The following is a 25,108-nucleotide window of genomic DNA, read 5'->3' on the forward strand; positions in this document are numbered from 1 at the left end:
CGGCGCGCCGTTACCACGGTTGCGTTCCTTGGCCTTCCCCTGCGCCGCCGGCCCCTGCCGGGGGCCCCATCCTTCCTTCCCCACCCGTTCCCGTTGGAAAAAATTGCTATGCTCGGCGGCGGCTCCTGGGCCACCGCCCTCACCAAAATCCTGAGTGAAAACGGCGCCCGCATCGACTGGTGGCTGCGCGCCAAAGACGATGTGCAGCACTTGCTGCGCACCCGCCACAACCCGCGCTACCTCTCGTCGGTGCAGTTCGACCTGAACCGGGTGTACCCCGCTACCGACCTGGCCGACGTGGTGGAGGAGGCCGATTGGGTAGTGCTGGCCGTGCCCGCCGCCTTCGTGCAGCCCGTGCTCGACAAGCTCGGCCGCGACGCCCTGAAGCACAAAAAGGTCGTGTCCGCCATCAAGGGCATGATTCCCGGTAAAAACCAGCTCGTGACCGATTACGTGGCCGAGCGCTTTCGGCTGCCGCGCACCCAGCTAGGCGTTATCGCGGGGCCCTGCCATGCCGAGGAAGTAGCCCTCGAAAAGCAGAGCTACCTCACCATCGGCTCGCCCGACGCGGCCCTGGCGCAGGGCTTCTGCGAGCTGCTGCGCAACCGCTACGTGCGCGCTCACCCGGCCCTGGACCTCGACGGCATCGAGTACTGCGCCGTGATGAAAAACATTATCGCTCTCACCGGCGGCATCGCCCACGGCGTGGGCTACGGCGACAACTTCCTGGCCGTGCTGGTGAGTAACGCGGTGCAGGAAATCCGCCGCTTTCTGCAAGCCATTAGCCCGTTGCAGCGCGACCTCTCGGCCTCCGCCTATCTCGGCGATTTGCTGGTGACGGCCTACTCGCAGTTCTCGCGCAACCGCACCTTCGGCGGCATGGTGGGCCGCGGCTACTCCGTCAAATCGGCCCAACTGGAGATGAACATGATTGCTGAAGGCTACTACGCCGTCAAGTCCATCCACGAAATCAACCTCAAGCTCAAGGTCCACATGCCCATCACCACGGCCGCCTACCGCGTACTCTACGAAAAGGTATCCCCGCAGGTGGAAATGGAGCTGCTGAAGGAGCAGCTGCGGTAAAGACTGCTTCATTTATGACTGCTCCTTTTCGATCCTCGAATCCCTGCCACGGTAGGGATTTCTTTTTTTGAGGGATGATGAAAGGCTAAAGTTTGATGAATCACCTAAATTAGTTAAACGCTTTTTCTAATAGGTTCGGCATGACTGCTTTTATTAATCGAAAGCAAACGATTTTTTTAAATCAATTTGAAATTTTTAGGATTGTCTAACTCATAAATTAATGCGACTTTTTCTCCTTTTGTAAATCTTGGGAAAGCCATTGCCCAGCCAGAATAATCTATTTCCTCGATAGTTTCCCCTTGAGTAGTTTCAAAACGAATAACTGGTCGAAAAACCGATATGCGGCTTAGAATAAATTTATTGCGCACAACTGTTCCCTGTACCTGTACGCCATGTTCGCGTAGTTTCTGCCTTTGTTGATAATCCTTGGCGTAACCGCGAATGGCAAGAATGGCTATAAAGATCATCCAAACAATAAAAAACCAGTCCATCCTGTAAATCTATTAATATATGCCCAACTGGCTGCCCCTTGCCTTGCTCACGGCTCTATGCCTGGCGCTTTACAACTTCTTCATTAAGCTGGCCGCTGAGCATCTGCCGCCGGCCGTGGGGGCTGTGGTGCTGCAACTGGTGGCCGCGGCCCTGGGCGGCGCGTGGCTGCTGCGCCTCAAGCTGCAAGGGCAGCCGCTGCCCGTGAGCGGCAAGGGCCTGGGGCTGGCGGTGCTGGCCGGCCTGGGCGTGGGGCTGGCCGAAATCCTGACGTTCGTGGTGTTCCGGCGCGGGGTGCCGGCCTCCGTGGGCACGCCCGTGATTGTGGGTGGCTCGGTGCTGTTCACGGCCGTGCTGGGGCTAGTGGTGCTGCGCGAGGGCCTGAGCTGGCCGCAGGCGGGCGGCCTGGTGCTGGTGGTAGTGGGCATTGCGCTGCTGGCGCGCGGGCACTAGCGGGCCAGGGGGCTGGCCAACGGGCCTTTTAGTCGAATAGCGGGTCGTGGCCGATGGGTTGGCCCGGGGCGGGCAGCGCGTAGATTTCGTCTACGCCGTCGTGGTAAGCGGGGCGGGCGGGCAGGGGCGGGCGGTAGGGGCCCTGGTAGTCGGGCGGTACTACCACGTAGCGGTAGCGCACGCCGGGCTGGGCGCTGGTGTCGAACTGCCAGCGGCGGCCGGGCGTGCGGTAGTGGGCCAGGAACAGAAAGTGCAGCGACGACTCGTTGACGCCCACCAGTACGCGGCCCGGTGGCTGGGTGGCCAGCCAGTCGAACGCCCGCCAGATGGCCTCGATGTACTGGCGGTTGCCGTTCACCAAAAACTGCATGGTGTACGCCTGGTAGCCCACGAACAGCGCCATGCCCAGCCCCGCCAGCCGGGGCCCCCAGGGCCCCGGGCGGGCCCGCAGCACTGCATCGACCACGAGCCCTACCAACACGAAGAAATACAGCGCTTTGTAGAGTAGCACCCGTTCGGGTGGCAGCACCCGCTGCACCGCCAGTAGGGCGTAGGGCAGCAGCACAAACCACAGCGCGGGCAGGCCCAGGCGGCGCACCGCCGCCCGCAGATCGGGCGCCAGGGCGGCCCCCGCCTGGGCCCGCCCCCCGGCCCGCAGCAGCCACCCGAAGGCCCCGAGCCCGGCCCCGAACGCCAGGGCCCCCACCGTGCGCTGCCCGGCCAACGTGCCCTCCGTGAACCACGCGAAGGCTGGAAATGCCCGCACGAAATCCGCCCACGGCAGCGTCGCCACGTAGCCGTTGGCCAGCAGCAGGCGCCAGCCCGAGAGCAGCAGCAGCGGTGCGTACAGCAGCGCCGCCCCGGCCCCGATGCCCGCCCCCACGGCCACCGCGTGCCCCAGCCGCACCCAGTCGCGCCGCCCCAGAAATACCAGCCCCAGGTAGCTGCTGGCCGAGGCCACCACGTAGGCAAACGAGGGCACCGTATAGCAGCCCAAAATGCCGCTGATGAGCAGCGCGGCCCAGGCCACGCGCGGGCCCCCGGGCCGGGCCAGCAGCGCTACTAGCGCGAAAAAATGGACGCCCGCCAGCGTTATCAGCAGCCAGTAGCCGCGCCCGGCCACGGCGTTGTACATGCTCAGCTGGAGCCACGCAAACAGGGTGAGGGCCATCAGCGCCGCCCGGAATGTGCCAAACCGCACCAGCCCCGCAAACAGCGCCACCGTGCCTACCGTGGTGGTGAGTAGTACCGGCAGCCGCAGCGTAAACCACACGTTGGGGTTCACTTGGTAAAATAACCAGCTCAGCGTATTAGGCAGCACGTGGTTGTTGGGAATGGGGTAGTAGCTGCTCACCGCCAACAGCCCCGGGCGAATAAAAAAGTCGTAGGTCGCTACTTCTTCCGAATGGTAGGATTTTGTGATTCCGAAGAAAATGCGCGCCCCCAGGAGCAGCACCAGGCTCAGCCCCGCCGCCCAGCGCTGAGCCGGCGGCAAGGCGGTAAGCACCCGCCACGCGCCCGCCAGGGCCGCCCGGGTTTCGGTGCCCAGGGCCCCCAGCTGCAGCCGCCCGGCCTGGCCCGCGCCCACCACGGCGGCGGCCAGTGCCAGGGCGCCCGCTCCGGCTAGGGCGACGTGCTGGGCCAGCGCAAATTCGGCCGCCGTTACCCGCACGGGCAGGTAATCGTAAAATCCGTTGTGAAACGTAATGCGGCCCAGGGCCCGCACGTCGGCGTAGGTGGCTTGGTTGAGCACCAGCGCTGCGTAGGTGGCGCAAAGGGCCAGGGCGCCCAGCAGGAGCACTGCAAAAAAGCGGGCATTGCCGGGTACGGTAGAAGGAGCGGAAGGCAAAGTCAACGTAAAAAACAAGCAAAAAAAACGTGTCGTCCCGCCCTGGGCCCACAAAACCGGCCCTTATCGCGCCGGCGGCAGGACGTAAATAACGACGAGCGCGTCTTGGTACGCCGCCCGGTAGGGCAGGGCCAGCGACCAAGCGGGGCGGGGGGTGGGGCCCTGGGGCCACACCAGGTAGGGGTAGCGTACGCCCGCCACGGGCCGGGGGTGTAGCAGGCGGGGGGTGCCGTTCAGCAAAGCGTAGTGGTCAAACATGAGCTCGTGGTAGGGGGCGCCCACCACTGCGGGGCCGGGGGGCTGGGCCCGCAGCCAGCGGTAGGCGCTGGCCACGGCCAGGTCGTCGGCGCGGCTGGTGCGCAGCGTCGGTACCTGGTCGTAAAGCTCCCACCCCCGAAAGGCGAGCAACCCTACCAGCAACGCCAGCGGGGCCCACGCTGCCCAGTGGCCCCGCCACCGGGTGGCGGCCCAGTCAGCCCCCAACGCGGCCAGTAAGTATAAAAAGAAAGTGGCGTACATCAGCGCCCGGGCGGGTACAAATACGCGCTGCGCCAGGGCCAGCGCCACCGGTACCACCAGCAGCGCCCAGCTGGCCCATGCCAGCCACCGGGCCCGGGCCGGCCACTGCGCCGGGGCCCCGCGCCGCAGCGCCAGCGGCACCAGCGCCACCAGCGCCGCGCTCAGCAGCAGCCCCAGCCGCACCGGGCCCAATAGCATGCCCGCGGTTTCGTACAAAATGGCGGGCCCCAGGGCCCAAAAAGTGGCCAGTGGCTGTGCCACCACGTAGCGGTTGGCCAGCAGCAGGCCCCACCCCGACACGCATCCCACCGGCGCGTAAAGCACCGCCACGGTAGCCACCACCACCACGCCGGCGGCCACCAGCTGCCCCCAAAGCCGGTGGCGCAGGGCCGGCGGGCGGGCCAGGGCCCCTACGGCCAGCACGGCCCCCAGCGCGGCCAGGGGCGCGGCGAAGGTGGGGATTACGTAGAGCCCCGCCACGCTGCTGCCCACGAACACCGCCCATCCCAGCCGCCGGTAGCGGGGCCCGCTGGCCAGGCCCACCGCCGCAAAAAAAGCCAGTTGCACGCACCCCAGCTGCACATAGTACCCGCGGCCGGCGGCGGCGTAAATGATGGCCACTTTGGTGAAGCCGAACAAAGCCACGGCCAGGGTGGCGGTCCGGAAGTTGCGAAAATGCGTGAGCAGCGCGTAGCTCAGCGCCGTGCCCGCCAGGGCCGCCAGCAGCGACGGCAGCCGCATCACGAGCCGCGCCTGGCCCGGTAGTAGCTGCTCCAGTACCCAGGCCAATAGGTTGTAGCCCACGTGGTTGTTGGGCATTGGGTAGAAGCTGGTAACGGCCACCGCGCCCTCGCGCACAAACGAATCGTAGGACGCAATTTCGTCTGGGCTGGGCGGGTCAAGCAGTAGCCACGCCCCCCAGGTGAGCCCCAGCCCCAGCCACAGGGCCCCCGCCCCGGCCCGCTCGGCGCCCGAGAGCCGGCCCACCGTGCGCCGCAGCGCGGCCCCGGCCCGGCGGGCTTCCTGGCCCAGGCGGCGCAGCTCGCGGCGGTACGCGGCGTGCCGCAGCAGCGCCAGGGCCCCCAGCAGGGCGGCGCCCACCAGCGCCCATCCGCCGGTGCGGTAAGCGGCGTAGCGTTCGGGCGTGAGGGCCAGCACCAGGCGAATGGGGCCGTTGGGCACCACCTCGTAGTACGGCACCTGCCCCAACCGCGCCACGGCGGCGTAGGGCGTGGTCCCGTAAATGGCCATCAGTAAGGCGCTGGCCGCCAGCAGGCACCCGGTGCCCAGGAGTACGAAAAAGCGCATGAGGCGAAAAGAATCAGTGAACGGCCGCTACGCGCCGGGGAGGCCGGCCGGCAGGGCCCCCAGTCGCGCCAGTTCGGCCCACACCCGGTGCACGGGCAGGCCCATCACGTTGAAGTACGACCCCTCGAGGCGCGTCACGCCCACCATGCCCACCCAGTCCTGGGCCCCGTAGGCCCCGGCTTTGTCAAAGGGCTGATAATGGGCGATGTAGAAGTCGATTTCGGCCGGACTCAGGGGGCGGAAGTGCACGGTGGTCTGGTCCGAAAACACCACTTGCCGGCCGTCGCCGGCCCGCAGGCACACGCCCGTGAACACGTCGTGGGCCCGCCCTTGCAGGCGCGTGAGCATAGCGGCGGCCTCGGCCGCATTGGCGGGCTTGTTCAGCACGTCGTCCCCCAGGCACACGATGGTGTCGGCGGTGATGACCAGCTCGTCGGGGGCCAGGCCGGCGGCGTAGGCGGCGGCTTTGTGGGCGGCCAGGTACTCGGCTACTTCGGCCCGCTGCAGGTGGGGCGGAAAGTCCTCGTCCACGTCGTGCAGGCGAATTTCGTAGGCCAGGCCCAGGTCGGTCAGCAGTTGGCGGCGGCGGGGCGAGTTAGACGCTAAAATCAGGCGCATGGCAGCAATAAAAACGGCTCCAAAGTAAAAATAAAACAGCGGCAGCGCGAAGCGGCAAAACTACGCGCCGCGCTGCTTAGGGGCGTGGCATAGCATCCAAGCGCTGGTACACGCACAGCGGGCCAGTGCAGAGCTCAGCGCGGTAATGGTTGGGCGTTAACCAGGCTGGCGGCGCCTCACCGCGGCTGAGCACTAAGTAGTCGTAGCTCCCGGTGCGGACACTGGGCCGTGTTTCTGGGCCTTGCATGGCGGGCGGCGGGCGGTGCTGTAGCCAGGCTTGGTGCGCCAGGTACAAGGCGTAGCCAGGTACATCGATGAGCACACGCCGTGGGCGGCGGGCGATGAGCCACTCGGAGGCTTGCTGGTAGCTTTGGTCATCGCGCCGCGCCGCCGCTTGCGTTCGCACTTGCTGGGCCACACGAAACCCGGCGTGGCCTAGGCCTAGGGCACCCGCCAGGGCCCAGGCGGTTCGCCCCGGGCCCTGCCACCGGCGTGTTACTGCCTCCAGCGCTAGGCCGGCCAGCACCAAGGCCGGCCATACGGTATGGTACAAGGTGCGGCCGGGCGGCATTACCCCCTGCGCCAGCAGCAAGGGCACGGGGGCTACCGTACCCGCCCACGCCAGCCACGCCGCCGGCCGCCATGCGGGCGGGGCCCAGCGCGCCACCGCGGCGGGCCCCATGGCCAGTAGCCCGAGCAGCGGCCACACCAGCACCGCCCGGCCGTAAAGTAGCGTCACGGTGATGGGCACGTAATAGGGCAGGAGACGCTGCCAGAAAAAGGCAGGAGGCATGCGTGCCACGAAGGGGTTGTTCAGCAGCAGTGGCCAGCCCGTGAGCCAACCCACGGGCAAATAGAGTAGCGCCACCAAAGCGGCCACGCCCGCGCCAGCCACCAGCGCCTGGCAACGCAGCCGGGCCCCAGCGCGGCCCCTGCCTAGCACCACCAGCGGCACCATTGAACCGGCGAAAGGGTAGAGAAATGTCGGGATTAGGTAAAAGCCCGCCACGCTGGCCCCCATCCACACTGCCCAGGCAAGTCGGTGGCCGGCGGGGCCCCGCAGCAGCACCAGTGCGGCCAGCCACGCCGCCTGCACGCACAAGACCTGAGGCCCATAGCCGCGGGCTGTGACGGCGTATTCTAAGCTCATGGGCGAAAACTGGAAGAGTAGCGTAGCCAGCGCCGCCACGCGCCACGTGGTAAGGTGTGCTAGCGCCACAACCCCCCCCACCAGCCCCACCAGCCCCAGCCCAAACACGGGCAGGCGCGCCAGCAAGTCGGGGGTGCCCACCGGTGACCAGTGCAGCAACGGCCACACCAACAGGCTGTGAAGCACGTGATTGTTGGGTAGTAGGTAAAAGCCCGCTGCCACGGCCGGGCCCGGCGCCACGAAGTAATCTACCGTGACGAACTCGTCGGGGTTGAACGGTACCTGCCCAGCAAATACGTGCGCAAGGCGGCCACGGCTAGCAATAGGGCCCCGGCGGTCCACTGGGTGGTTGGGTTCTGCCGCCGCCAGCCCGCCGCCAGCGCCCGCCCAGCCCGGCGCGCGTCGCGGGCCAGGCGCTGTCTCTCGTGGCCCGCGGCCTTGCGCCAAAAGCCCAGTCCTAAGGCCCCTGCGGCCAGCAGCCCGAAGGCCACCCCGCGCAGCCAGGCGTAGTCCCAGGCGTTGTGGGCCAGGGGATGGGCGGGCCAGGGGGCAGAGGCCCGCCCGGCGGCGGCATTGGCCGCGTCCAGCGCTGTGGCTAGGGCCCCGTAGGGCACGAATCCGTAGAGCAGCACCAGGTGCAGTCCCACCAGCCCCGCGCCGGCCAACAACAAGAGCAGCAAAAAGCGCATACTGGTGGCGGGCCTACGCGGGCCCCGCGCCGGCCGCGGGGCCCTGGAAATACTGGTCGAACGCGTTGCCGGCCTCCTCGTCGGCGATGCTGCTGAAGAGGAAGCCGGCCAGGGTTTTGGGGTAGAAGAAGGTGGACTTGGCCGGCATCACAGCCCCGGAGTGGCACACGGCCTCCACCTCGGCCATCGTCACCTCGTTCACGATGAGCGCGGCGCGGGCCTCGCCGCGGTCCACCCGTTGGAGGCACTCAGCGAAGCTGCGCACGTAGGCCGCGCCCGGCCAGGCGCGTTGCGCGTTGGGGCCCCGCAAGCCCAGGGTTTTCTCCAGCACGAAGAAATGCAGCACCGTGAGGTCCAGGCCTTTCACCTCGGCCGTCGTGTCCCAGTCCAGTTGCGCGTGCGCTTCCGGCCGCAGGCGGATTTTGTAGGCCTGCCCGCCTAAGTACAGCCCGAAGGCCCAGCGCTTACCGGCAATTACCTCGGGTAAGTCCGTGGCTTCCTCCAGCGGCAGCACCGTGAAGTAGGGCCCCAGGCGGGCCAGAAACTCGGCGTTGGTCAGCGCGCCGCCGCCGGGGCCCCCGGGCAGTTCCAGCAGCAGGCGGTGGGTGGGCAGGATGCGCAGGTCGTCGCTGGCCGCGTTGGTGAGGTACATGAGGTGGTAGTTCCAGGGCTCGCGGCCGGTGGCGGCGGGCCCGGCCTGGGCCTGGCGGGCGTGGCGGTGGGCCAGTGAGCCCTCGTAGCGGTGGTGGCCGTCGGCCAGAATCACCTCACGCCCGGCCAGCACCGCCTGAAACCGCCGAATCACGGCCGCGTCCTGCACCACGGCCAGCACGTCGCGGGCGCCCTGGTAGTCGTCCTCGGTTTGGTAGAGGGGCGATTGCATGGCCTCGTCGAGGTAGGTTTCCAGTTCGAAGGCGTCGTCGCGGTACAGCCCGTGGGTGGCGCTGGTCTGGAACTCGGTGCGGGCCAGCAGGGCGGTGCGGTCGTGCACGCTGGCGGGCAGCGTGTTTTCGTGGCGCAGCACCACGCCCTCGGCCCAGTCGTAGGCCCGGATGTGGCACATGAAGCCCTTGCGGCAGTATTCGCGGGCGCTGCCCGGTAGCCGGAAGTACTGGTAGTAGGCGTAGATGCCGGGCAGCGCGTCCTGCCGGAGCACGCCCTCGGCTTCCCAGCGCCGCAGCGTGGCCAGGGCCGCGCCGGCCGGGTCGTCGCCCTGCGGTACGGCCAAGTGAATGGAGTTGAGTGGGTTGTGGTAGAGCGCCGCCCGCTGCCGGGCCGATACCACGTCAAATAGCGGCGACGCGTAATTGCCAATGTCGGCGCCTAGGGCCGGGGCGTAGCGCCAGCCGCGCAAGGGTTGGATTTCAGCCAATGGAATTCATTTCAGTTAACAGTTATCATTTAACACGCAACGTTCACCATTCGGCGGCCGCCGGAGCAACGGCTTCGGGAAGCAAAACCGGATTAATCAACCACGAGCCCACCCCCAAATACAGCTGCTTGCCAAGCGCTTGTTAAATGATAAATGATAGTTGCTGTACTCATCGCGCAGTAGAGTCCGGGGCTTGCCCCCGCCCGTCGTTGCACAATTGGCGCGCGGTTCGCGCAACGGCGGGCGGGGGCAACCCCCGCACCCTACTGCTTTTTCGCAAATTACTTCGCGACGAGTATAAATGAATTCACGGGGCCAGGCGCGAGATTTTCCAGGCCCCGTCCACGAGGTCGTACACCAGGCGGTCGTGCAGGCGGCTGGGGCGGCCCTGCCAGAACTCGATGCGGTGCGGGCGCAGGATGTAGCCGCCCCAGTGCGGCGGGCGCGGCAGCGGGTCCTGGCCGGTAAATTCGGCCTCCACGGCCTGCTCGCGGGCCTCTAAGGCTTCGCGGCTGCCGATGACCTGGCTTTGGGGCGAGGCCCAGGCCCCGAGCTGGCTGCTGCGTGGGCGGCTCTGGAAGTAGGCGGTCGACATGCTTTCCGGCGCTTTTTCTATGCGGCCCTCCACGCGCACCTGGCGCTCCAGGCCGGGCCAGAAAAAGCTGATGGCGGCCAGCGGCTGGCCGGCCAGTTCGCGGCCCTTGCGCGAGTTGTAGTTGGTGTAAAACAAAAAGCCAGCGTCGTCGGGCAGGCCCTTGAGCAGCACCACGCGGGCGCTGGGCTGGCCGGTGGCCGCGTCCACGGTGCTCAGGGTGAGGGCGCTGGGCTCGTCGAGGCGGGCGGCCACGGCCTCGTCGAGCCAGGTGCGGAACTGGCGCACGGCGTCGGGCTGGACATCGGCCTCGGCCAGGGTGCGCTGGGTGTACGATTGGCGCAGGTCGGCAAGCTCTTGGTCGGTCATGTTAGTTAACAGTTAATATTTGTCATTTAATAAAGCGCAGGGCGCGCGGGCCCCCGCCAGCAGTTGGGCCCCACCGCGGCCGCCCCTGCGGCGGAACCTGGCTACCCCGCCGGCGGTTGATTCTTAGCCCGGCAGCCAGTTGCGCCGTAAAAGCGGGCGCAAGGTACTATGGCCGGCCGGGGCCCTACGGCCACCGGTCCGGGCGCTGGGGCCCCGCGCGCGACTAATACCCTGTTAAACGATAAATGTTAACTGTTAATTGAAATGATCCCCGGCACGCTCCTCATCTCGCAGCCCTTCCTGGGCGACCCCAACTTCGAGCGCAGCGTGGTGCTGGTGTGCCGCGACGCGCCCGCCAGCGGTACCTTCGGGCTCGTGCTGAATCGCCCTACTGAGCTGCTGCTCAGTGATGTGCTGACCCTGCCGCTGGGGTTGGCCGGGCCCGCCGCCGCGCTGCCGCTCTTCGCCGGGGGGCCCGTGGAGCCCGACACGCTGCACTACCTGCACCGCCGCCCCGACGTGCCCGGGGCCGCCGCACTGGGCGACGGTGTGTACTGGGGCGGCGAGTTTGCGGTGCTGCTGGAGCTGCTCGGTACCGGGGCCCTGGCAGCGGCCGACGTGCGCCTGTTTGTGGGCTACGCGGGCTGGGGCCCCGGGCAGCTGGCCGCCGAGCGGCAGGCCCGCAGCTGGGTCACGCACCCGGCAAGCGCCGGGAAAGTGTTTACTTTGGCAACGGATGCGTTCTGGCGGGAGATTTTGCGGGAGAAGGGCGGACGCTTCCAGGCCTGGGCCAACTACCCGGTTGACCCACGCTTAAACTGAGCCGCCGTACTTTCGCGTCCCGTACCACCCGCTTTCAACCGCTCCCATTAGCTCCCCCCACCCGGTCCCGCGTTGTGGACCGGTCTTTCCGCCGTTGCGTATGTCAACCGAACAAACCCCCCAGGCCCCGCAGTCGGGCGGCCCCCAGCCCGGGGGCGAGGACCGCATGAGTATTCTCGAACGCCGCCTGGCTGAAATTCAGGCCCAAAACGACGCCGCCCCGGCTCCGGAGCCCGCTTCTAGCGTCGCTCCGGAGCCCGGCACGCCCGAAGCCGTCGCCGCCGCCGAAACCGCCCACCACGTGCCCGACCCCGTGACGGTGGACGGCGCCGACGTATCGGCTCCGCAGGCCCGCGCCGTGGCCCACTACGGCGACGCCGCCCCCGCGCCCGATGCATCGGCCCTGCCCGCCACGGAGTCGGAGGCCGGGGCCCCGGAAGCGGAGGCCACCGCTGCTGCTGAGGCCTCAGCGGCTGAGGCTGCCGCCCCGGCGGCTGAAGCTGAGGCCCCCCACGGCCACACCGTGGAGGAAATTGCCCCGCTGCCCACCGTGGATTTGCACAACGCCGAGGAGTTGCTCGACGCCCCCGAGGGCGTGGCCACGCTGCCTACTTCGTCGGGAACGCCCCTGGGCGACGCCCCCGCCGACCCTGACGCGCTGTCGCTGCCGGAAGTGCCCGCCGTAGGCGCGCAATCCGAAGCCAACGCTGCCGAAGCCGAAGAAGCTCACGCATTGTCAGCGGCCGAAGGGGCCCCCACGGCCGAACCCGCCGCGGAAGTGCCCGCCGCGCCGGTGGCCCTGGAGTCCCCCGACTTCACGGCCCTCGACCTGCCCGCCCAGGCCCAGTACCTGGTGCAGGAGCTGCGGGGCCCCAATGCCCAGCGCAACCGCAAAACCGTGCTCGACCTTGTGCGCCAGTACGAGGCCAACGTGGGCCACGCCCGCTCGGCCGCCCGCCAGAAATTTGCCGAAGGCGGGGCCGATGCCGAAGCCTTTGCCTTCCAGCAGCCCGAGGGCCAGATGGAATTGAACAGGGCGTTGCAAGAATTCCGCGAGGGCCGCGCCAAAAACGCCAAGGCCGAAGACGCCAGCCGCGGCGATAACCTGGCCAAGAAGCAGCAGCTCCTCGACCAGCTCCGCCAGCTGGTGGAAGCCGCCGAAACCAAGGACAGCTCGGCCAAGCTCAAGGCGCTGCAAGGCGAGTGGAAATCCACCGGCCCGGTGCCCCAAACCGACAGCCAGCCCATCTGGGATACCTACCACGGCCTGCTTGATATCTACTACAGCAAGCAGGGCCGCTTCTTGGAGATGAAGGACCTGGACCGCCGCCGCAACCAGGAGGCCAAGGAAAACCTCATCAAGCGCGCCGAAGGCCTGATGGCCCTCACCGGTATCAACAAGGCCCTCGACGAGCTGACCAAACTGCACGAGGACTGGAAGAATATCGGGCCCGTGCCCAACGACCAGCGCGAGCCGCTGTGGCAGCGCTTTATTGCCGCCTCCGACGCCCTGCACCAGCGCCGCAAGGAGTTTTCCGACGGCCGCTCGACTCAGGAGAAAGCCAACCTAGTGGTGAAAAAGGCCCTGCTGGAGCGCATCCAGCCCTTCGCCGAGTTCGACACGGACCGCGTGAACCTGTGGCGCTCGAAAACCGACGAGCTGCAGGAAATCAAGGCTGAGTGGGAAGCCGCCGGTCTCGTGCCCCGCGCCCAGGCCGACGCCCTTAACAAGCAGTACTGGGCCGCCTACAAGGCATTCTTCAACCGCAAGAACGACTTCTTTAAGTCGCTCGACAACGAAAAATCGGCCAACGTGAAGGCCAAGCAGGTCCTCATCGATCAGGCTGAGGAAGCCCAGAACAATCCAGATGCCGAGGCCGCCCGTGCCGTCGTCATGCGCATCCAGAAAGAGTGGAAGGACGTGGGCCGCGTGCCCGACAAGCTGGCCGACAAGCTCTGGCACCGCTTCCGCAACGCCTGCGACGCCGTGTTTGACCGGCCCAAGCACGAGGCCCGCCAGCGCGAAGAGAAGGCCACCGCCTCCTCGGGCGAGCAGCTGGCTTACCTTGACCAGGTGGCCCAGCAAGTGGGGGCCCTCGGCGACGAAAACCCCGGCTCGCTGGAGGGCTTCCGCGCCGTGCTGGCCGACTGGTCGCAGGCCTTCGACGCCACCGGCACTGGTGACCGCAGCGAGGAGCAGCTGCTCGGGCTGCTGGGCCAGTACCTGGCCGCCGTGCCCGGCCTGAGCTACGCCGAGCGCTCCGAGCTCTTGTTTCAGGCCGAAGTGGCCCGCCTCAAGGCGCGGCCCCAGGCGCAGCAGCAGCTTACGCGCAAGGAAATGGCCCTGCGTAAGGAAATCAACGAGCTGGAAAACGACCACGCCACGCTGCAAACCAACCTGGCGTTCTTCGCCCGCTCCAAAAACGCGGCCCAACTGCGCGAGGAGTACGAAGGCCGCATGGCCGAAGGCCAAAAGCGCATCGACGTGCTCAAAAAACAGCTGAAAACGGTGCGCGCCTAAGCACCCGCTACCAGCCGGCCACGCCGCCGGCGGGCGCACCCCGGTGCCGCCCGCCGGCGGCGTTATTGCTTCAGCGCGGCGTGCGCTTGCCGTATTTTAGGTAAGCAGCCATTAGCTTTTAGCGGCTAGCTATTGGCTTATTTTCTGATCAGCAAATTTTTAGTAAGCAGTCAATGCGTGTTTGTTTTTGGCTAATTAATTAGGGGCCTGGCAATGCGCTCCGCGGCAATTTCTCTCGCCTCCGCACGGTAACGCCCGTTTTCCGCATCCTTGATTATGCCCAGGCCCTGGCTTTTTACGTCGAGTGGCTGGGCTTTTGCACCAACTGGGCCGACCGGCTCATCGGGCCCCCCGTGTACCTGCAAGTGGCGCGGGCCGACGTGGTGCTGCACCTCTGCGGCCACCCCACCGACGGGGCCCTAAGCAGCCTGGGCCGGGCCGAGGTGAAAGGCCTGCCAGCCTTTCACTGCAACTTGCTGCGCCAGCCCCCCCTGTTTGCCGCCCCCGTGCTGGCCCGTGCCGCGTGGAGCGAACGGGTGCTGGAAATGACTGTAACCGACTCGTTTGGCAACCGCATTGTGTTCTGCGAGCCCGCTAGCCTGTACGCGTAACCTTTTTTGCTTAGCGCCGTGTTTGGCAAAATGGCTAACCAAACGTACTTTTGCCCCATCGTCTCGCCTCCTTAGCTCAGTTGGTAGAGCTTCTGACTTGTAATCAGAGGGTCGTTGGTTCGAGTCCGACAGGAGGCTCATACTTAGATTACCGGACAGCCCGAAAAGGCCCTTCTCGCGTCGCAGAAGGGGTTTTCCGGGTTTTCCGGGTTTTTTGCGTTTGGTTTGGCATGAGGGCTGCCTTACGCCCTATGCCGGGTGGAACTGGGAAATGTTTTTGAAACAGGTTGGGCGGTGTTGCCCGCCCAATGCCTACGCTGTCGGCAGTACCAGTACCGGTAATGAGCTGTGCAGCAGCACGTGCGCTGTCACGCTGCGGTGAAACAGCGCGCCTAAAAAGCTGCGTGGTCGCGCCACTAGCACCACTGCATCGAATTCGCCGGTGGCAGCTACTTCCAGGATGCCGCCCGCCGGCGAGGCGTGCACTAGGGTGCGGGAAGCCAGCCCGCCGCTCAGGTCCAGGGCCAGCCCGGTGCGTTCCAGTGCCTCGACGGCGGCGGCCGTGCCGGTGGCGGCGCTGCCCTGGTCGGGGGCCACGTGTAACACGGTGAGCGCGGCGGGCAGCGCGCTGAAGAGGTGCCGCACCAGGTCCGCGTGGGGCCCCAGGCTGAAGGGCTCGGCGTCGAGGGCCAGCAGCAGGCGGTGCGGCACGGTGGGCGCGGCGCCCATGGGCACCACCAGCATGGGCTGTGGCGCGGCGCGCAGGATGTCGAGCGCAGCGGTCGAAACTAACTCTTCGGGCGTGTTATCGGTGTCGCGGCGGCCGAGCACCACCAGCGCGGGCTGGTGGCGTGCCAGGGCGGCGGCCACGGCCTCGGCCATCTGGCCGTGGGCCATTTCGGCCGTGGCGGGCGCGGCCAGCCGCTGGGTCAGGCTGGCCAGGGCAAGGTTGATGGTTTCCTGGTTCAGGGTATCGACGCGGCCGCTGAGGTGCTCGGGGTCGAGCAAGGAATCGCGGCGCACATGCAGCAGCACGAGGCGCGCGCCAAGGGCCCTGGCTAGCGCGTCGGCGTAGGCTAGGGCGTGGTCGGCGGGTTGAAAGAAATTGGTGAGTACGAGCAGCGAGAGCGCCATGGCCAGGGCAGGAGGGGGGTGAAACCTGCCCGTAAAGAACCGGGCGCGGGCCGCCGCCGGGGCTACCAAACGTCAGCCCCGCGGCTGATTTTTATCATGGGGTCGGCCTGGTCGGGGCCGGAACCTTGCAGCAGTATTCAGGGGAATGCTACCCGTTGATCAATCAGATTTTGTTTTTTTGACTATGAACGTAACCGTTTTCAGCGCGCTGGCCTTCGAGCAGCCCTTTCTGGACCAGGCCAACGCGGGCCGGCACGCGGTGCAGTACTACGCGCAGTGCCTCACCGACCAGACTGTGCCGCTGGCGCAAGGCGCGGCGGCCGTCAGCGTGTTTGGAAGCGACGACCTGTCGGCCCCGGTGCTGGCGCAGCTCTGGGCGCACGGCGTGCGCTACGTGCTGGTGCGCGCCGCCGGCACCGACCAGGTAGACCTGCCCGCCGCCCACCGGCTGGGCCTGCGCATGGCCCACGTGCCCGACTACTCGCCCCACGCCATTGCCGAGCACGCCGTGGCCCTGCTGCTGGCCCTGGCCCGCCACCTGCGCCGGGCCGACCAGCAGCTGCGGGCTAACGACTTCCGCCTCGATAAGCTCATCGGCTTCGAGCTGCGCGGCAAGACGGTGGGCATCGTGGGGGTGGGGCACATCGGGGCGGTGCTGGCGGGTATTTTGCACGGTTTTGGCTGCCGGCTGCTGGGCCAAGACCTGCGCCCCGACGATGCGCTGCGCCAGCGCTACGGCCTGGAGTACGTGGACCTGCCCACCCTCTGCGCCCAGGCCGACATCGTCAGCCTGCACACGCCCCTTACTGCCGCAACCCAGCACCTGTTTGGCGACGAGCTACTGGGCCAGCTGAAGCCCGGCGCGGTGCTGCTCAACACCGGCCGCGGCGGCGTGCTCGATACCGCAGCTGCCCTGCGCGCATTGGCCAGCGGCCAGCTCGGCTACCTGGGCCTTGATGTGTACGAGGGCGAGCAGGGCCTGTTTTTTGCCGACCACACCCGCGACCCGCTGCGCGACGCCACGTTTGCCAAGCTGCTCACCTACGATAACGTGCTCATGACCGCGCACCAGGGCTACCTCACCCGCGAGGCGCTGGCCAGCCTTGCCGCCGCCGCCGTGGCCGCCTTTGATGCCTGGGGCCAGGGCCAACCGGCCGCCCACGAGCTGTAGGCGCGGCCCGTCTCCTCCATCTCTCTTCTGCAATTTTTTTTCGTGGACCTCTATCACCTCATTTACCAAAGCCAGGCGCTGGGCGCCTTCGGCGCGCCCGAGCTGGCCACCCTGCTGCACCGGGGCCGGGCCCACAACCAAGCCAACGGCATCTCGGGCGTGCTGCTGCACACCCCCGAGGGCCGGTTTCTGCAGGTGCTGGAAGGGCCCCAAACTGCCGTGCGCCACCTCTACTACCACGTTATCCTTTCCGATGCGCGGCACTTTCACTGCCAGGTGTTGGGCGAGGGGTTCTGTGCCCAGCGGAGCTTTGCCGGCTGGACGATGGGCTGCCGCGTGGCCCGCCCCGCCGACCTGCGGGCCCTGTTGGGCGAGGCCCCGCCCGATGGCCTTGGCCTAGTCCACCGGCCGTACCCCCGCTTCCAGCTGCTGGCCTTGCTCGAAGCCTTCGTGGTCCAGGACGCCGCCGAAACCGACTTGGCGCACCCGTTGGATAGCCGTCCCACCCGCCACTTTTAGTCCTGCCCCCGCCTTGTCCTTCTTTGCTGACACCCGCAGGCTTAGCTGTGGCGCGGCTGTGCTGCTGGCCACGCAGTGCAGCTCAGCGCCCACGCCGCCGGGGCTGCCGCCGGGGCTGCCGTCGGCACGGGGTGCCGCCGCCAAAACCCAAGCTGCCAACCCGGTAGATTCCCTGGTGCGGGCGCTGCTGGATACTACGGCGGCCGGCAGCGCCCGCCGCGCCGATGAGCGCCTGGGCTTGCAGGCCGGGGCCGACGTGCGGGCCTTCTACGGTCCTGCCCCCGCACCTGCCTGGCTCGCTGCCGACAGCCTTGGCTCCGATGCCCCGGCCGCCCTGGCGCTGCTGGCCGGGGCCCCCACCCACGGCCTGAACGCCGCCGACTACGGCCGGGCTCTCCTGGGGGCCCTGCGCGACTCGCTCGCCCAGCCCGGCCTACCCGCCCGGCGCGCCCGCCAGCTGGCCCGCTTCGAAGTGTACCTGACCGATGCTGTGCTGCGCTTCATGCGCGACCTTGGCCGCGGGCGGCTGCGGCGGTACGCCGCGTCGGCGCGGGAGCGGGCCGCTGGGCCGACCGGCCAGCCGGCGGCGCTCCTGCGGGCGGGGTTAGTCAACGATGCGGTGCCCGCCGCCATGCTGGCCGGCCAGCCCGCCAACCGCGAGTACCGCCAGCTGCAGCAGGCCCTGGCGCAGTGGCTTGCGCTGCCCAGCGCCCCGGATTCGGCGGCGCAGCACCAGGCCCGCTACGAACAGGTGGCCGCCAACCTGGAGCGCTGGCGCTGGGATGCGCTGCCGCCCACGCCTGATTACGTGCTGATTAACATCGCGGCCTGCGAGCTGCTGGTGGTGGCCCACGACTCGGTGCTGCGCCGCCACCGGGTGGTGGTGGGCAAGCCCACTACGCCCACGCCTACCCTCAGCAGCGCCATCGACCGCTTCACGCTGGCCCCCGACTGGCACGTGCCCCGCTCCATTGCCACCCGCGAAATGCTGCCCCGGCTCAAGCGCAATGCCGGCTACCTGGCCCAAGGCAATTACGCCCTCTACAACGGCCAGGACCACCTAATCGACCCGCGTAGCGTTGATTGGGCGCGGGTCACGGCCCGGAACTTTCCCTACACTATTCGCCAGTCGGCCGGCTGCGATAACGCACTGGGCAACATCGTGTTCCGCTTCGCTAATCCGTACGCGGTGTACCTGCACGATACGCCTGAGCGCCAGGTGTTTGCGCAGCCCTACCGCGCCCTGAGCCACGGCTGCATTCGCCTGGAAGGCCCCTTCGAGCTGGCCGCCTACCTGCTGCGGCGCGGCGGCCAGCCGGCGCAGCTGCCCAGCGAGGCCGCGTGCGCCCGCCAGCCCCGCCCCCGCGAGGTGCAGCTGCGCCGCCCCATGCCGCTGTTCGTGCGCTACGCCACCTGCACGGCTGAGGGCGGCCACCTGCGCTTTCTGGCCGACCCCTACCACCGCGACGAAGTAATACGCCGGGGATTATTCGGCCCGAAGTCGTAACCCGCATCCAGTAAAGCCCTGCGGACCGCGGCTTTGGGAGTCGATATAATTCACTCACGAATAGCGCCTTGGTGCTTTTTCAACTGAGTTCAATACCCAAAGCCTGCTGGCAACCCGCAAGGGTTCCTGGCCAATGCCCAGCAGCCGGCCAGTACCTGAGCCGCGGTGGTACCTAACGAAGCTCATCCTCAGAGGATGAATTTTGTCATAAAAGGCGGGGGTGGGCGCACCTACTTTTGGATGGCCTGTTTTCTTCCTTCCACGATGCTTTTTCTCCTTAAAATAGTCGCCGCTGCGTTGGTCCGGCGGTCGCTGGCCCCAGCGGGGAGTTCTGCGCCCGTGCCAACACCCCAGCCGTGGTAGCGCCGGCACCGGAAATAGGGCCCCTGGGCCAACCGGCGGCGCGGCGCAAGCCCCGTGCCTGGGCAGCCATGAAAATCCCCTGTCTATTCTGGTTGGCCTGGGTGCCGGGCCAGGCAGTGCACGCGCAGGCCATGGCAGCGGCAGATGTGCCGCCGCTGGCCTTTGGGGTGATGTTTCGGCAGTATCCGCAGGCCCGGCAGGTGAGCTGGCGAAGGTTTGACGACTGGTACCAGGCCAGCTACACCCAGGGCCAGATCCGCCGGCTGGTGCGGTTCAGCAGCAACGGCGATGTGGAGGCCACGGGCCAGGACATGGTGCTCAGTGCGCTCTCGCCGCCAATCAAGCACACCCTGGCCACGTATTACCCCACCCGCACGTTCTGCCGCGCCATCGAGGTAACCAATGCCCGCACCGGGGGCCTCACCTACGAGATGGCTACCTGCGAAACCGCCATCAGCCGCACCGTGACGCTAACGGCCAACGGCCGGAAAATACCCCGCCCCAAATAGCGGGGGGGAGGAGCTTTTTACGCCGCGTTTGCCCGTGCGCTGGCTGCGCCGCCGGCTGGCCAAGGGCTGCCCCCGGGCGGCTACCTGATAAATGTCAGTTAATAAGGAAGTAATCATCAGGGCGTTGTGAAGTAGTGGGGCGGAGATTTGTAGCCTGCTCAGTTCCTCACCCCGGCCGGGCAGTGGCCAGCCCTTGTTCCTTTTCCCATGCAAATCCTGGAAACCTTCGCGCCGCCCATTACGGCCGAGCACCTGTCGGACGCCGACATCATGGCCGCCATCGAGCTGTTTTTCCTGACCAATAAGGGCTTGCCCGCGCACCTGATTGACGTGGCCACCCACGACGGCATCGTGCAGCTGACCGGCATCACTGACAACCTGTTGGCCAGCGAGCGGGCCGAGGAAATCGCCCTGGCCGTGCGCGGCGTGCGTGGGGTAGTCAATGAGTTAGTCATCAGCACCCCCGACCTGCCCAACGACGAACTATACCGCGCCGTGACCCAGGCCCTGAACGACGACCCCGCTACCACCGACTACAACGTGGCCTGCCGCGTGGCCGAGGGCGTGGTGACGCCCGTGGGCGTGGTGCAGTCGCGGGCCGAGCAGCATCTGGTGCTGCGCGTGCTGCGGGGCGTGCGCGGCGTGCGCCGCCTCATCGCCGATGAGTTGACCATCCGCTGGGGCGAAATCCAGAACTCGGATGAGGAAATCAGCACCCAAATTCGCGAGCTGCTGGCATGGGACATCCGCGTGTTCAGCAACGAGCTAGTGGTGCGTACCAACGACCAGGTGGTGCACCTGAGCGGCACGGTGGGCACCGCCGCCGAGCGGGCGCAGGTGGTGGCCGTGGCCTACCAGGCCGGCGCCATCCGCGTCGATGCCCGCGACCTGTTCGTAGCCTACTGGGCCATCAGTGGCGAGCTGCGGCGCGAGAAATTTGCGCAGCGCAGCGACGAGGACATTGCGCAGGCCGTGCGCGACACTTTCCGCTACGACCCGCGCGTGCTCTCGTACCAGCCGGTGGTAGTGGTTCATAACGGGGTCGTTACGCTGACCGGGCAGGTGAGCAGCCTGCGCGCCAAGCAAAGCGCCGAGTGCGATGCCCGCCACGTGGTGGGCGTGTGGAGCGTGCACAACCTGCTGAAGGTGCGCACCCGCTGGTTCACGCCCGATGTGGCGGTGCGCCAGGCCATCCTCAACGCGCTGGCGCGCGACCCCTACGTGAGCGTCTTCGATTTCCGGGTGCGGGTAGCCAATGGCCGCGCCCACCTCGACGGGCTGGTGAACAGCCACTTCGAGCAGGCCCAGGCCGCCGGGGTGGCCGGCGGCGTAAGCGGCGTGGCCGAAGTGGAGAATAGTGTGCGCGTGCTGGGCAGCACCGGCTTTGCCGGCCCGCCCGCCGCCTGGTACCCCGGCGCGCTGCGCCCGGCGGCCTACCCCAACGCCGATTCTACTCTGGCCGGGCGCATCCGCACACTGTTTTTCTGGTCGGCCAGCCTGCACAACCAGGACGTGGTGGTGCTGGTGGAAAACGGCCGCGCCACCCTCACGGGCACCGTCGATACCTGGCTCGACCGCGAGCAGGCCGCCTTCGACGCCTACGAAGCCGGGGCCCTGGTGGTGGACAACGACTTGCTGCTCTCAACCGATAGTGGGCTATAGGCCAGCACCATGCGCTCTTTTCCCCGCACCAGCGCGGCTGGCCCGCCACGGGCGGCCAGCCGCCACGACCCCGGCCGGGTGAGCCCGGCCGCCCTGCGCATTGCCCAGGAAGCCGATGCCACCATGTCGCCCGACGGCTGGGAGGCTGAGTACTCCCCGCCAGGTTTTCTGGCCGAAGCACCGCCGGCCAACCTTGTTTTCTCCCTGGCCGGGGCACGGCCAGCGGCTTAAGTTCAGCTCACTCAACTCCCCCGCCTTTTTCGGGTTATGAATCCTTCCCTGCTCGTACTGGCCAATTTGCCGGCCGCCGCCGCCCACACGGCGCGCTACGCGGCGGCCCTGGGCCGCCCGCTGGGCCTGCGCCTGGCGCTGCTGCATGGCAACCGCTACCTTGCCCTGCTCGAACCGGAACTGGTGGGCGCCGGGGCCGCGCCGCTCGCCCGCAGCGCGGCCCAAACCGTGGCCGCCCCGCGCGCCCGTGCCCGCCGCCTGCCCGTGCCCGCCGAGGTGGCCGTGCCCACCGAGGTGGCCGAAGCGGGCGGGCTCGGGCTGCTGGAAGACGAGGTGGCCGCCGCCATCGGGCGCTACCAGCCGCTGCTGCTGGTCCTGGGCCAGGGCCCCGGGAAAGGTATGTTCAATGAGCTGCTGCGCCGCCAGGTGCTGCCCGTGCTGCGGGCCACCGGCCGGCCGGTGCTGCTGGTGCCGGCGGCCCCGCCGGCTACGGCGGGGGCCCCGGCGGCCCCGCGCCGGGTGCTGGTAGCCGTGGATGGCGAGTCCTTCGGCCTGGCGGCAGCTTCCCGCAACCTGGGCGGGCTACTGGGCTCGTGGGCCGCGGCTTATACCGTGGCCCACATCGACCGGTACAGTGCGCTCCTGGGTACTTCGGCCCGGCAGGCGCGGGCCGATGTGCGGGCCAGCAAGCTGCTGCCGCCCGCCACGCCCCTGGCCCTGTACAAGGTGAGCGGTGCAGCCCCGGCCGCCGGCATCCTGCAAGCCATTGCCGATACGCAGGCCGATATGCTGGTGCTCATTGCCCGGCCACGCAGCTTTTGGAGCGAGGTGTTTCACCGCAGCGTCACGGCAGCGGTGCTGCGCCACTGCCCGGTGCCGGTGCTGCTGCTGCCGGCGGCGGGGTAGGGGAGAAGTGATGAGCTATTAGCGGGGCCTGTAAGCAGTTCTTAGTTTTTGCTTTGATAAACAATGAGTTGCGAAGCAGGCCCTGCAACATGTGGACGAGCACCACGTGTCGCTGCCCCTGAACTGGCAGCCGGGCCAGAAAGTCCTCCTGCCGGCTCCCGTTACCCTCGCTTAACTCCATGAGCACCTGATAGAGGTCAGCCCGCCACCTGACGGACATCATGCCTGCGCCCGTGGGGCCCCGGTAGCTTTGTAGTTAATAATTATCGCTAATTCTTTTTTCTCTACCCATGAGCAAGTTACTGTTAGCCGTGCTGGGCAACTACAATCAGCAACTGAGCGCCACCCTGGCCCAGGCCGAGCAGCACTGGCCCAGCTTATCCGTCATCGAAGACAGGGTGTTTTCTGAGGAGGAGGTGGAGGAGCAGCGCCGGGCGCTGCTGTTGGCAATGGCTTATCTCGACCAGCTTAAGCAATTGCTCAACCGCCACGCCGACCAGCCGGCCCCCCCGTTTTGTTTAGAAGCCCTTGGTTGAGGTAGCGTCAGAACGATATAAAGACGCATCCTTGCGTCTCCGGCTCGAACGGCTTGTCCGGACATCGTTCAATGCTAAGTAGTCGCGCAAAAGTAACCGTAGCAAAAAAGGCGGTCATGCTGAGCGTAGTTGAAGCATCTCTACCGCAACAGTAATTATTTACCTACGAGGTAGAGATGCTTCGACTGCGCTCAGCATGACGTTCAATTCAATACGCTTACTCATGCGTGAGTACTTAAGACGTAAGGATGCGTCTCTACGTCGTTCCAAGGGCCAAAAATTAACTCAAACAGCTTCTTAAGAAAGCCCGGCCCCGCCCGACAGCGCGCCGGGAGCCGGAGCTGCCTGGTTGAACCCCCTCACTTTACTAACCCGCTCGCCCATGCTGTCCACCCTTCCGTCCGTTGCCGGGCCCCCGCCCGAAGCCGCCGTGCTGTTGGTGTTGCTGCCGCTTGCCCCGTCGGGGGCCGGGCAGGTGGCAACCTGCGCCGCGCTGCACACCTTGCAGCAGCAGCTAGGCGCGGCCATCCGGGTGCTGTGCGTGGACGAGGCCGCCCACCCCGATGTGGTGCGCAGCTTCGACGGCCAGGGCCTGCCGGCCTGGGTGCTGATGCGGCACGGCGTGGAGCTGTGGCGGCAGCCCGGAATGCCCAGCAGCGCCGCCACGGTAGCGCTAATAATGAGCAAGCTGGCCTTGCTACCCGTCGCCAGCAACTAAGCCAGGGACGAGGAAAATCAGAAAATAAGCCGCTTCCTGCGTAGAAAGCAATAAATCCGCTTTTTACCGCTTGGCGACTACCCATGGAAATTCTCTTTATTCTCGCGCTAGTCGTGCTCAACGGCGTGTTTTCCATGTCGGAAATCGCCCTGGTGTCGGCCCGCAAGGCGCGGCTGGCCGCCGAGGCGGCGGTGGGCGATGCGCGAGCCGCGGCGGCCCTCACCCTTGCCCAGGCCCCCAACCGCTTCCTCTCGACGGTGCAAATTGGCATCACCCTCATCGGCATTGTGACGGGGGTGCTCAGCGGCTCGGGCCTCACGCGGGGCTTGCAGGGGCTGGTGAGCCGGGTGCCGGGGCTGGGGCCCTATGCCCAGCCGGTGGCCGCCACCCTGGTGGTGGTTTTTATCACCTACCTCTCGGTGGTGGTGGGCGAGCTGCTGCCCAAGCGCATCGGCCTGGCCAACCCCGAGGGCATTGCCAAGCTGGTGGCCGGGCCCATGAGCTGGCTCTCGCGGCTGGCCACGCCCTTCATCTGGCTGCTGAGCGTGTCGAGCGACGGGCTCATTAAGCTCTTGCACATCGAGACGAATGCCGACGACAAAGTGACGGAAGAAGAGATAAAAGCCCTGGTGCGGGAAGGCGCGTCGGAGGGTGCGATTCAGGAAATTGAGCACGATTTGGTGGACAACGTCTTTCGGCTGGGCGACCGCCGCGTGGGCTCGCTGATGACCACCCGGGCCGACCTTATCTGGCTCGACGTGCGCGCCGACGTGGCCGCGTTGCGCCAAACCGTGCTCGCCCACAAGGCTTCGGTGTACCCGCTCGGCGAGGGCAGCCTCGACCAGGTTTTGGGCACCATATCCTCCAAAGACCTGCTCAGCGATGACCTCAGCCAGCAGCTCGGCCGCCTGCGCGAGCTGTGCCAGGCGCCTGTATACCTGCCCGCCGCCAGCAAGGCCTACCACGCGCTGGAGCTGTTTCGGCGCTCGCGCTGCCACCACGCGCTGGTAGTGAACGAGTACGGCAGCGTGCTGGGCCTGCTCACCATCAATGACATTTTTGACGCACTAGTGGGCGATATTGACCAGGAGCCCGCCTCGCAGGAAGTGGTACCGCGCGCCGATGGCTCCTTTTTGATTGACGCGCAGTTGCCCTTCGCCGAGTTTGCCGAGCGCTTCCAGCTCACGGCCGCCGAGCGCCAGGGCCTCACGGGCTTTAATACGCTGGGCGGCTTCCTGCTCCAGTTGCTCAATGCCGTGCCCCAGGTCGGGCAGCACATTACCTGGCAGGGCCACTACTTTGAGGCAGTGGACATGGACCGCAGCCGCATCGATAAAATCCTGTACCGGCCCAAGGTGGCGGGCTAGCGGACGGTCTTCTCTGGCGAGGTAAGAGGTAAGTTATACT

Annotated in this window: 25 protein-coding genes and 1 tRNA gene; 17 read left to right on the top strand and 9 right to left on the bottom strand. The window is 67.1% G+C overall.

Annotation, left to right across the window (positions count from 1 at the left end; all coding sequences use genetic code 11):
* The first annotated feature begins 93 nt into the window (after nt 1–93).
* Nucleotides 94–1,083, top strand: a complete 990-nt coding sequence (locus DDQ68_RS02970; protein WP_109654689.1) for an NAD(P)H-dependent glycerol-3-phosphate dehydrogenase — start codon at nt 94–96, stop codon at nt 1,081–1,083.
* Between the two features lie 176 nt (nt 1,084–1,259).
* On the opposite strand, the gene DDQ68_RS02975 is transcribed toward DDQ68_RS02970, so the two are convergent.
* Entirely contained in the window at nt 1,260–1,574 is a 315-nt protein-coding gene (locus DDQ68_RS02975) for a DUF3592 domain-containing protein (RefSeq protein ID WP_109654691.1), read from the bottom strand.
* Between the two features lie 19 nt (nt 1,575–1,593).
* Here DDQ68_RS02975 and DDQ68_RS02980 point away from each other — a divergent pair, with 19 nt between their 5' ends.
* Entirely contained in the window at nt 1,594–2,025 is a 432-nt protein-coding gene (locus DDQ68_RS02980) for an EamA family transporter (RefSeq protein WP_109654693.1), read from the top strand.
* A gap of 28 nt (nt 2,026–2,053) precedes the next feature.
* Here the strand turns inward: DDQ68_RS02980 and DDQ68_RS02985 are convergent, their stop codons facing one another.
* The 7 genes from DDQ68_RS02985 to pdxH all read right to left on the bottom strand — a co-directional run bounded on the left by DDQ68_RS02985 (nt 2,054) and on the right by pdxH (nt 10,491).
* Nucleotides 2,054–3,826: a hypothetical protein gene (locus tag DDQ68_RS02985; RefSeq protein ID WP_162549771.1), complete on the bottom strand. Its 1,773-nt coding sequence runs from the start codon at nt 3,824–3,826 to the stop codon at nt 2,054–2,056.
* Nucleotides 3,827–3,937: 111 nt separating this feature from the next.
* Nucleotides 3,938–5,701: a hypothetical protein gene (locus DDQ68_RS02990; RefSeq protein WP_109654697.1), complete on the bottom strand. Its 1,764-nt coding sequence runs from the start codon at nt 5,699–5,701 to the stop codon at nt 3,938–3,940.
* A gap of 27 nt (nt 5,702–5,728) precedes the next feature.
* The gene (locus DDQ68_RS02995; RefSeq protein WP_109654698.1) at nt 5,729–6,319 is read right to left on the bottom strand and encodes a Maf family nucleotide pyrophosphatase; all 591 of its coding nucleotides are present in this window, start codon (nt 6,317–6,319) and stop codon (nt 5,729–5,731) included.
* Between the two features lie 76 nt (nt 6,320–6,395).
* A complete protein-coding gene (locus DDQ68_RS03000; RefSeq protein WP_162549772.1) occupies nt 6,396–7,655 on the bottom strand; it encodes a hypothetical protein in 1,260 nt (419 codons plus the stop codon).
* Nucleotides 7,656–7,717: 62 nt separating this feature from the next.
* Nucleotides 7,718–8,158, bottom strand: a complete 441-nt coding sequence (locus tag DDQ68_RS22455) for a hypothetical protein (RefSeq protein WP_162549773.1) — start codon at nt 8,156–8,158, stop codon at nt 7,718–7,720.
* Nucleotides 8,159–8,171: 13 nt separating this feature from the next.
* Nucleotides 8,172–9,530 (bottom strand): DUF1015 domain-containing protein, encoded by a 1,359-nt coding sequence (locus DDQ68_RS03010; protein WP_109654704.1) that lies wholly within the window; start codon nt 9,528–9,530, stop codon nt 8,172–8,174.
* Nucleotides 9,531–9,837: 307 nt separating this feature from the next.
* On the bottom strand, nt 9,838–10,491 hold the full coding sequence (pdxH, locus tag DDQ68_RS03015) for a pyridoxamine 5'-phosphate oxidase (RefSeq protein WP_109654706.1): 654 nt from the start codon (nt 10,489–10,491) through the stop codon (nt 9,838–9,840).
* A gap of 264 nt (nt 10,492–10,755) precedes the next feature.
* Between pdxH and DDQ68_RS03020 the strand changes: the two genes are divergently transcribed.
* The 4 genes from DDQ68_RS03020 to DDQ68_RS03035 all read left to right on the top strand — a co-directional run bounded on the left by DDQ68_RS03020 (nt 10,756) and on the right by DDQ68_RS03035 (nt 14,583).
* The gene (locus DDQ68_RS03020) at nt 10,756–11,313 is read left to right on the top strand and encodes a YqgE/AlgH family protein (protein WP_109654708.1); all 558 of its coding nucleotides are present in this window, start codon (nt 10,756–10,758) and stop codon (nt 11,311–11,313) included.
* A gap of 100 nt (nt 11,314–11,413) precedes the next feature.
* Entirely contained in the window at nt 11,414–13,834 is a 2,421-nt protein-coding gene (locus DDQ68_RS03025; protein ID WP_109654710.1) for a DUF349 domain-containing protein, read from the top strand.
* A gap of 287 nt (nt 13,835–14,121) precedes the next feature.
* Nucleotides 14,122–14,445, top strand: a complete 324-nt coding sequence (locus DDQ68_RS03030) for a glyoxalase superfamily protein (protein ID WP_245897412.1) — start codon at nt 14,122–14,124, stop codon at nt 14,443–14,445.
* A gap of 65 nt (nt 14,446–14,510) precedes the next feature.
* Nucleotides 14,511–14,583, top strand: a tRNA-Thr gene (locus DDQ68_RS03035).
* A 174-nt stretch (nt 14,584–14,757) separates the two neighbouring features.
* Here the strand turns inward: DDQ68_RS03035 and DDQ68_RS03040 are convergent.
* Entirely contained in the window at nt 14,758–15,579 is an 822-nt protein-coding gene (locus DDQ68_RS03040; protein ID WP_109654714.1) for a universal stress protein, read from the bottom strand.
* Nucleotides 15,580–15,763: 184 nt separating this feature from the next.
* On the opposite strand from DDQ68_RS03040, the gene DDQ68_RS03045 reads away from it, so the two are divergent.
* From DDQ68_RS03045 to DDQ68_RS03095, 11 genes are all read left to right on the top strand, one after another.
* The gene (locus DDQ68_RS03045; protein WP_109654716.1) at nt 15,764–16,750 is read left to right on the top strand and encodes an NAD(P)-dependent oxidoreductase; all 987 of its coding nucleotides are present in this window, start codon (nt 15,764–15,766) and stop codon (nt 16,748–16,750) included.
* Between the two features lie 42 nt (nt 16,751–16,792).
* On the top strand, nt 16,793–17,269 hold the full coding sequence (locus DDQ68_RS03050; RefSeq protein ID WP_162549774.1) for a BLUF domain-containing protein: 477 nt from the start codon (nt 16,793–16,795) through the stop codon (nt 17,267–17,269).
* Between the two features lie 13 nt (nt 17,270–17,282).
* A complete protein-coding gene (locus DDQ68_RS03055; protein WP_162549775.1) occupies nt 17,283–18,776 on the top strand; it encodes a L,D-transpeptidase family protein in 1,494 nt (497 codons plus the stop codon).
* A 431-nt stretch (nt 18,777–19,207) separates the two neighbouring features.
* Nucleotides 19,208–19,648 carry a hypothetical protein gene (locus tag DDQ68_RS03060; RefSeq protein WP_162549776.1) on the top strand — a complete coding sequence of 147 codons (441 nt, stop codon included), beginning with the start codon at nt 19,208–19,210 and terminating at the stop codon, nt 19,646–19,648.
* A gap of 207 nt (nt 19,649–19,855) precedes the next feature.
* Nucleotides 19,856–21,310 (top strand): BON domain-containing protein, encoded by a 1,455-nt coding sequence (locus tag DDQ68_RS03065; protein ID WP_109654724.1) that lies wholly within the window; start codon nt 19,856–19,858, stop codon nt 21,308–21,310.
* Nucleotides 21,311–21,319: 9 nt separating this feature from the next.
* Nucleotides 21,320–21,541 (top strand): hypothetical protein, encoded by a 222-nt coding sequence (locus DDQ68_RS03070; protein ID WP_109654726.1) that lies wholly within the window; start codon nt 21,320–21,322, stop codon nt 21,539–21,541.
* Nucleotides 21,542–21,577: 36 nt separating this feature from the next.
* Nucleotides 21,578–22,447 (top strand): universal stress protein, encoded by an 870-nt coding sequence (locus DDQ68_RS03075; protein ID WP_109654728.1) that lies wholly within the window; start codon nt 21,578–21,580, stop codon nt 22,445–22,447.
* A 106-nt stretch (nt 22,448–22,553) separates the two neighbouring features.
* Nucleotides 22,554–22,622 carry a hypothetical protein gene (locus tag DDQ68_RS24575; protein WP_369076535.1) on the top strand — a complete coding sequence of 23 codons (69 nt, stop codon included), beginning with the start codon at nt 22,554–22,556 and terminating at the stop codon, nt 22,620–22,622.
* A gap of 115 nt (nt 22,623–22,737) precedes the next feature.
* Nucleotides 22,738–22,983 carry a hypothetical protein gene (locus DDQ68_RS03085; protein ID WP_109654732.1) on the top strand — a complete coding sequence of 82 codons (246 nt, stop codon included), beginning with the start codon at nt 22,738–22,740 and terminating at the stop codon, nt 22,981–22,983.
* A 382-nt stretch (nt 22,984–23,365) separates the two neighbouring features.
* Entirely contained in the window at nt 23,366–23,701 is a 336-nt protein-coding gene (locus DDQ68_RS03090; protein WP_109654734.1) for an ammonia monooxygenase, read from the top strand.
* Between the two features lie 83 nt (nt 23,702–23,784).
* Nucleotides 23,785–25,068, top strand: coding sequence for a hemolysin family protein (locus DDQ68_RS03095; RefSeq protein ID WP_109654736.1), 1,284 nt, complete (start codon nt 23,785–23,787; stop codon nt 25,066–25,068).
* Nucleotides 25,069–25,108: the final 40 nt, after the last annotated feature.

This window comes from Hymenobacter nivis, assembly GCF_003149515.1.
GTDB lineage: Bacteria > Bacteroidota > Bacteroidia > Cytophagales > Hymenobacteraceae > Hymenobacter > Hymenobacter nivis.

Excerpts from the sequence above, each read along its gene's own strand:
- pdxH (WP_109654706.1), bottom strand. The coding sequence starts at position 10,491 with ATGACCGACCAAGAGCTTGCCGACCTGCGCCAATCGTACACCCAGCGC.
- DDQ68_RS02980 (WP_109654693.1), top strand. The coding sequence starts at position 1,594 with ATGCCCAACTGGCTGCCCCTTGCCTTGCTCACGGCTCTATGCCTGGCG.
- DDQ68_RS02990 (WP_109654697.1), bottom strand. The coding sequence starts at position 5,701 with ATGCGCTTTTTCGTACTCCTGGGCACCGGGTGCCTGCTGGCGGCCAGC.
- DDQ68_RS03025 (WP_109654710.1), top strand. The coding sequence starts at position 11,414 with ATGTCAACCGAACAAACCCCCCAGGCCCCGCAGTCGGGCGGCCCCCAG.
- DDQ68_RS03060 (WP_162549776.1), top strand. The coding sequence starts at position 19,208 with ATGAAAATCCCCTGTCTATTCTGGTTGGCCTGGGTGCCGGGCCAGGCA.
- DDQ68_RS02975 (WP_109654691.1), bottom strand. The coding sequence starts at position 1,574 with ATGGACTGGTTTTTTATTGTTTGGATGATCTTTATAGCCATTCTTGCC.
- DDQ68_RS03065 (WP_109654724.1), top strand. The coding sequence starts at position 19,856 with ATGCAAATCCTGGAAACCTTCGCGCCGCCCATTACGGCCGAGCACCTG.
- DDQ68_RS03070 (WP_109654726.1), top strand. The coding sequence starts at position 21,320 with ATGCGCTCTTTTCCCCGCACCAGCGCGGCTGGCCCGCCACGGGCGGCC.
- DDQ68_RS03075 (WP_109654728.1), top strand. The coding sequence starts at position 21,578 with ATGAATCCTTCCCTGCTCGTACTGGCCAATTTGCCGGCCGCCGCCGCC.
- DDQ68_RS22455 (WP_162549773.1), bottom strand. The coding sequence starts at position 8,158 with ATGCGCTTTTTGCTGCTCTTGTTGTTGGCCGGCGCGGGGCTGGTGGGA.
- DDQ68_RS02995 (WP_109654698.1), bottom strand. The coding sequence starts at position 6,319 with ATGCGCCTGATTTTAGCGTCTAACTCGCCCCGCCGCCGCCAACTGCTG.
- DDQ68_RS03045 (WP_109654716.1), top strand. The coding sequence starts at position 15,764 with ATGAACGTAACCGTTTTCAGCGCGCTGGCCTTCGAGCAGCCCTTTCTG.
- DDQ68_RS03020 (WP_109654708.1), top strand. The coding sequence starts at position 10,756 with ATGATCCCCGGCACGCTCCTCATCTCGCAGCCCTTCCTGGGCGACCCC.
- DDQ68_RS03040 (WP_109654714.1), bottom strand. The coding sequence starts at position 15,579 with ATGGCGCTCTCGCTGCTCGTACTCACCAATTTCTTTCAACCCGCCGAC.
- DDQ68_RS03085 (WP_109654732.1), top strand. The coding sequence starts at position 22,738 with ATGAGCAAGTTACTGTTAGCCGTGCTGGGCAACTACAATCAGCAACTG.
- DDQ68_RS03095 (WP_109654736.1), top strand. The coding sequence starts at position 23,785 with ATGGAAATTCTCTTTATTCTCGCGCTAGTCGTGCTCAACGGCGTGTTT.
- DDQ68_RS03090 (WP_109654734.1), top strand. The coding sequence starts at position 23,366 with ATGCTGTCCACCCTTCCGTCCGTTGCCGGGCCCCCGCCCGAAGCCGCC.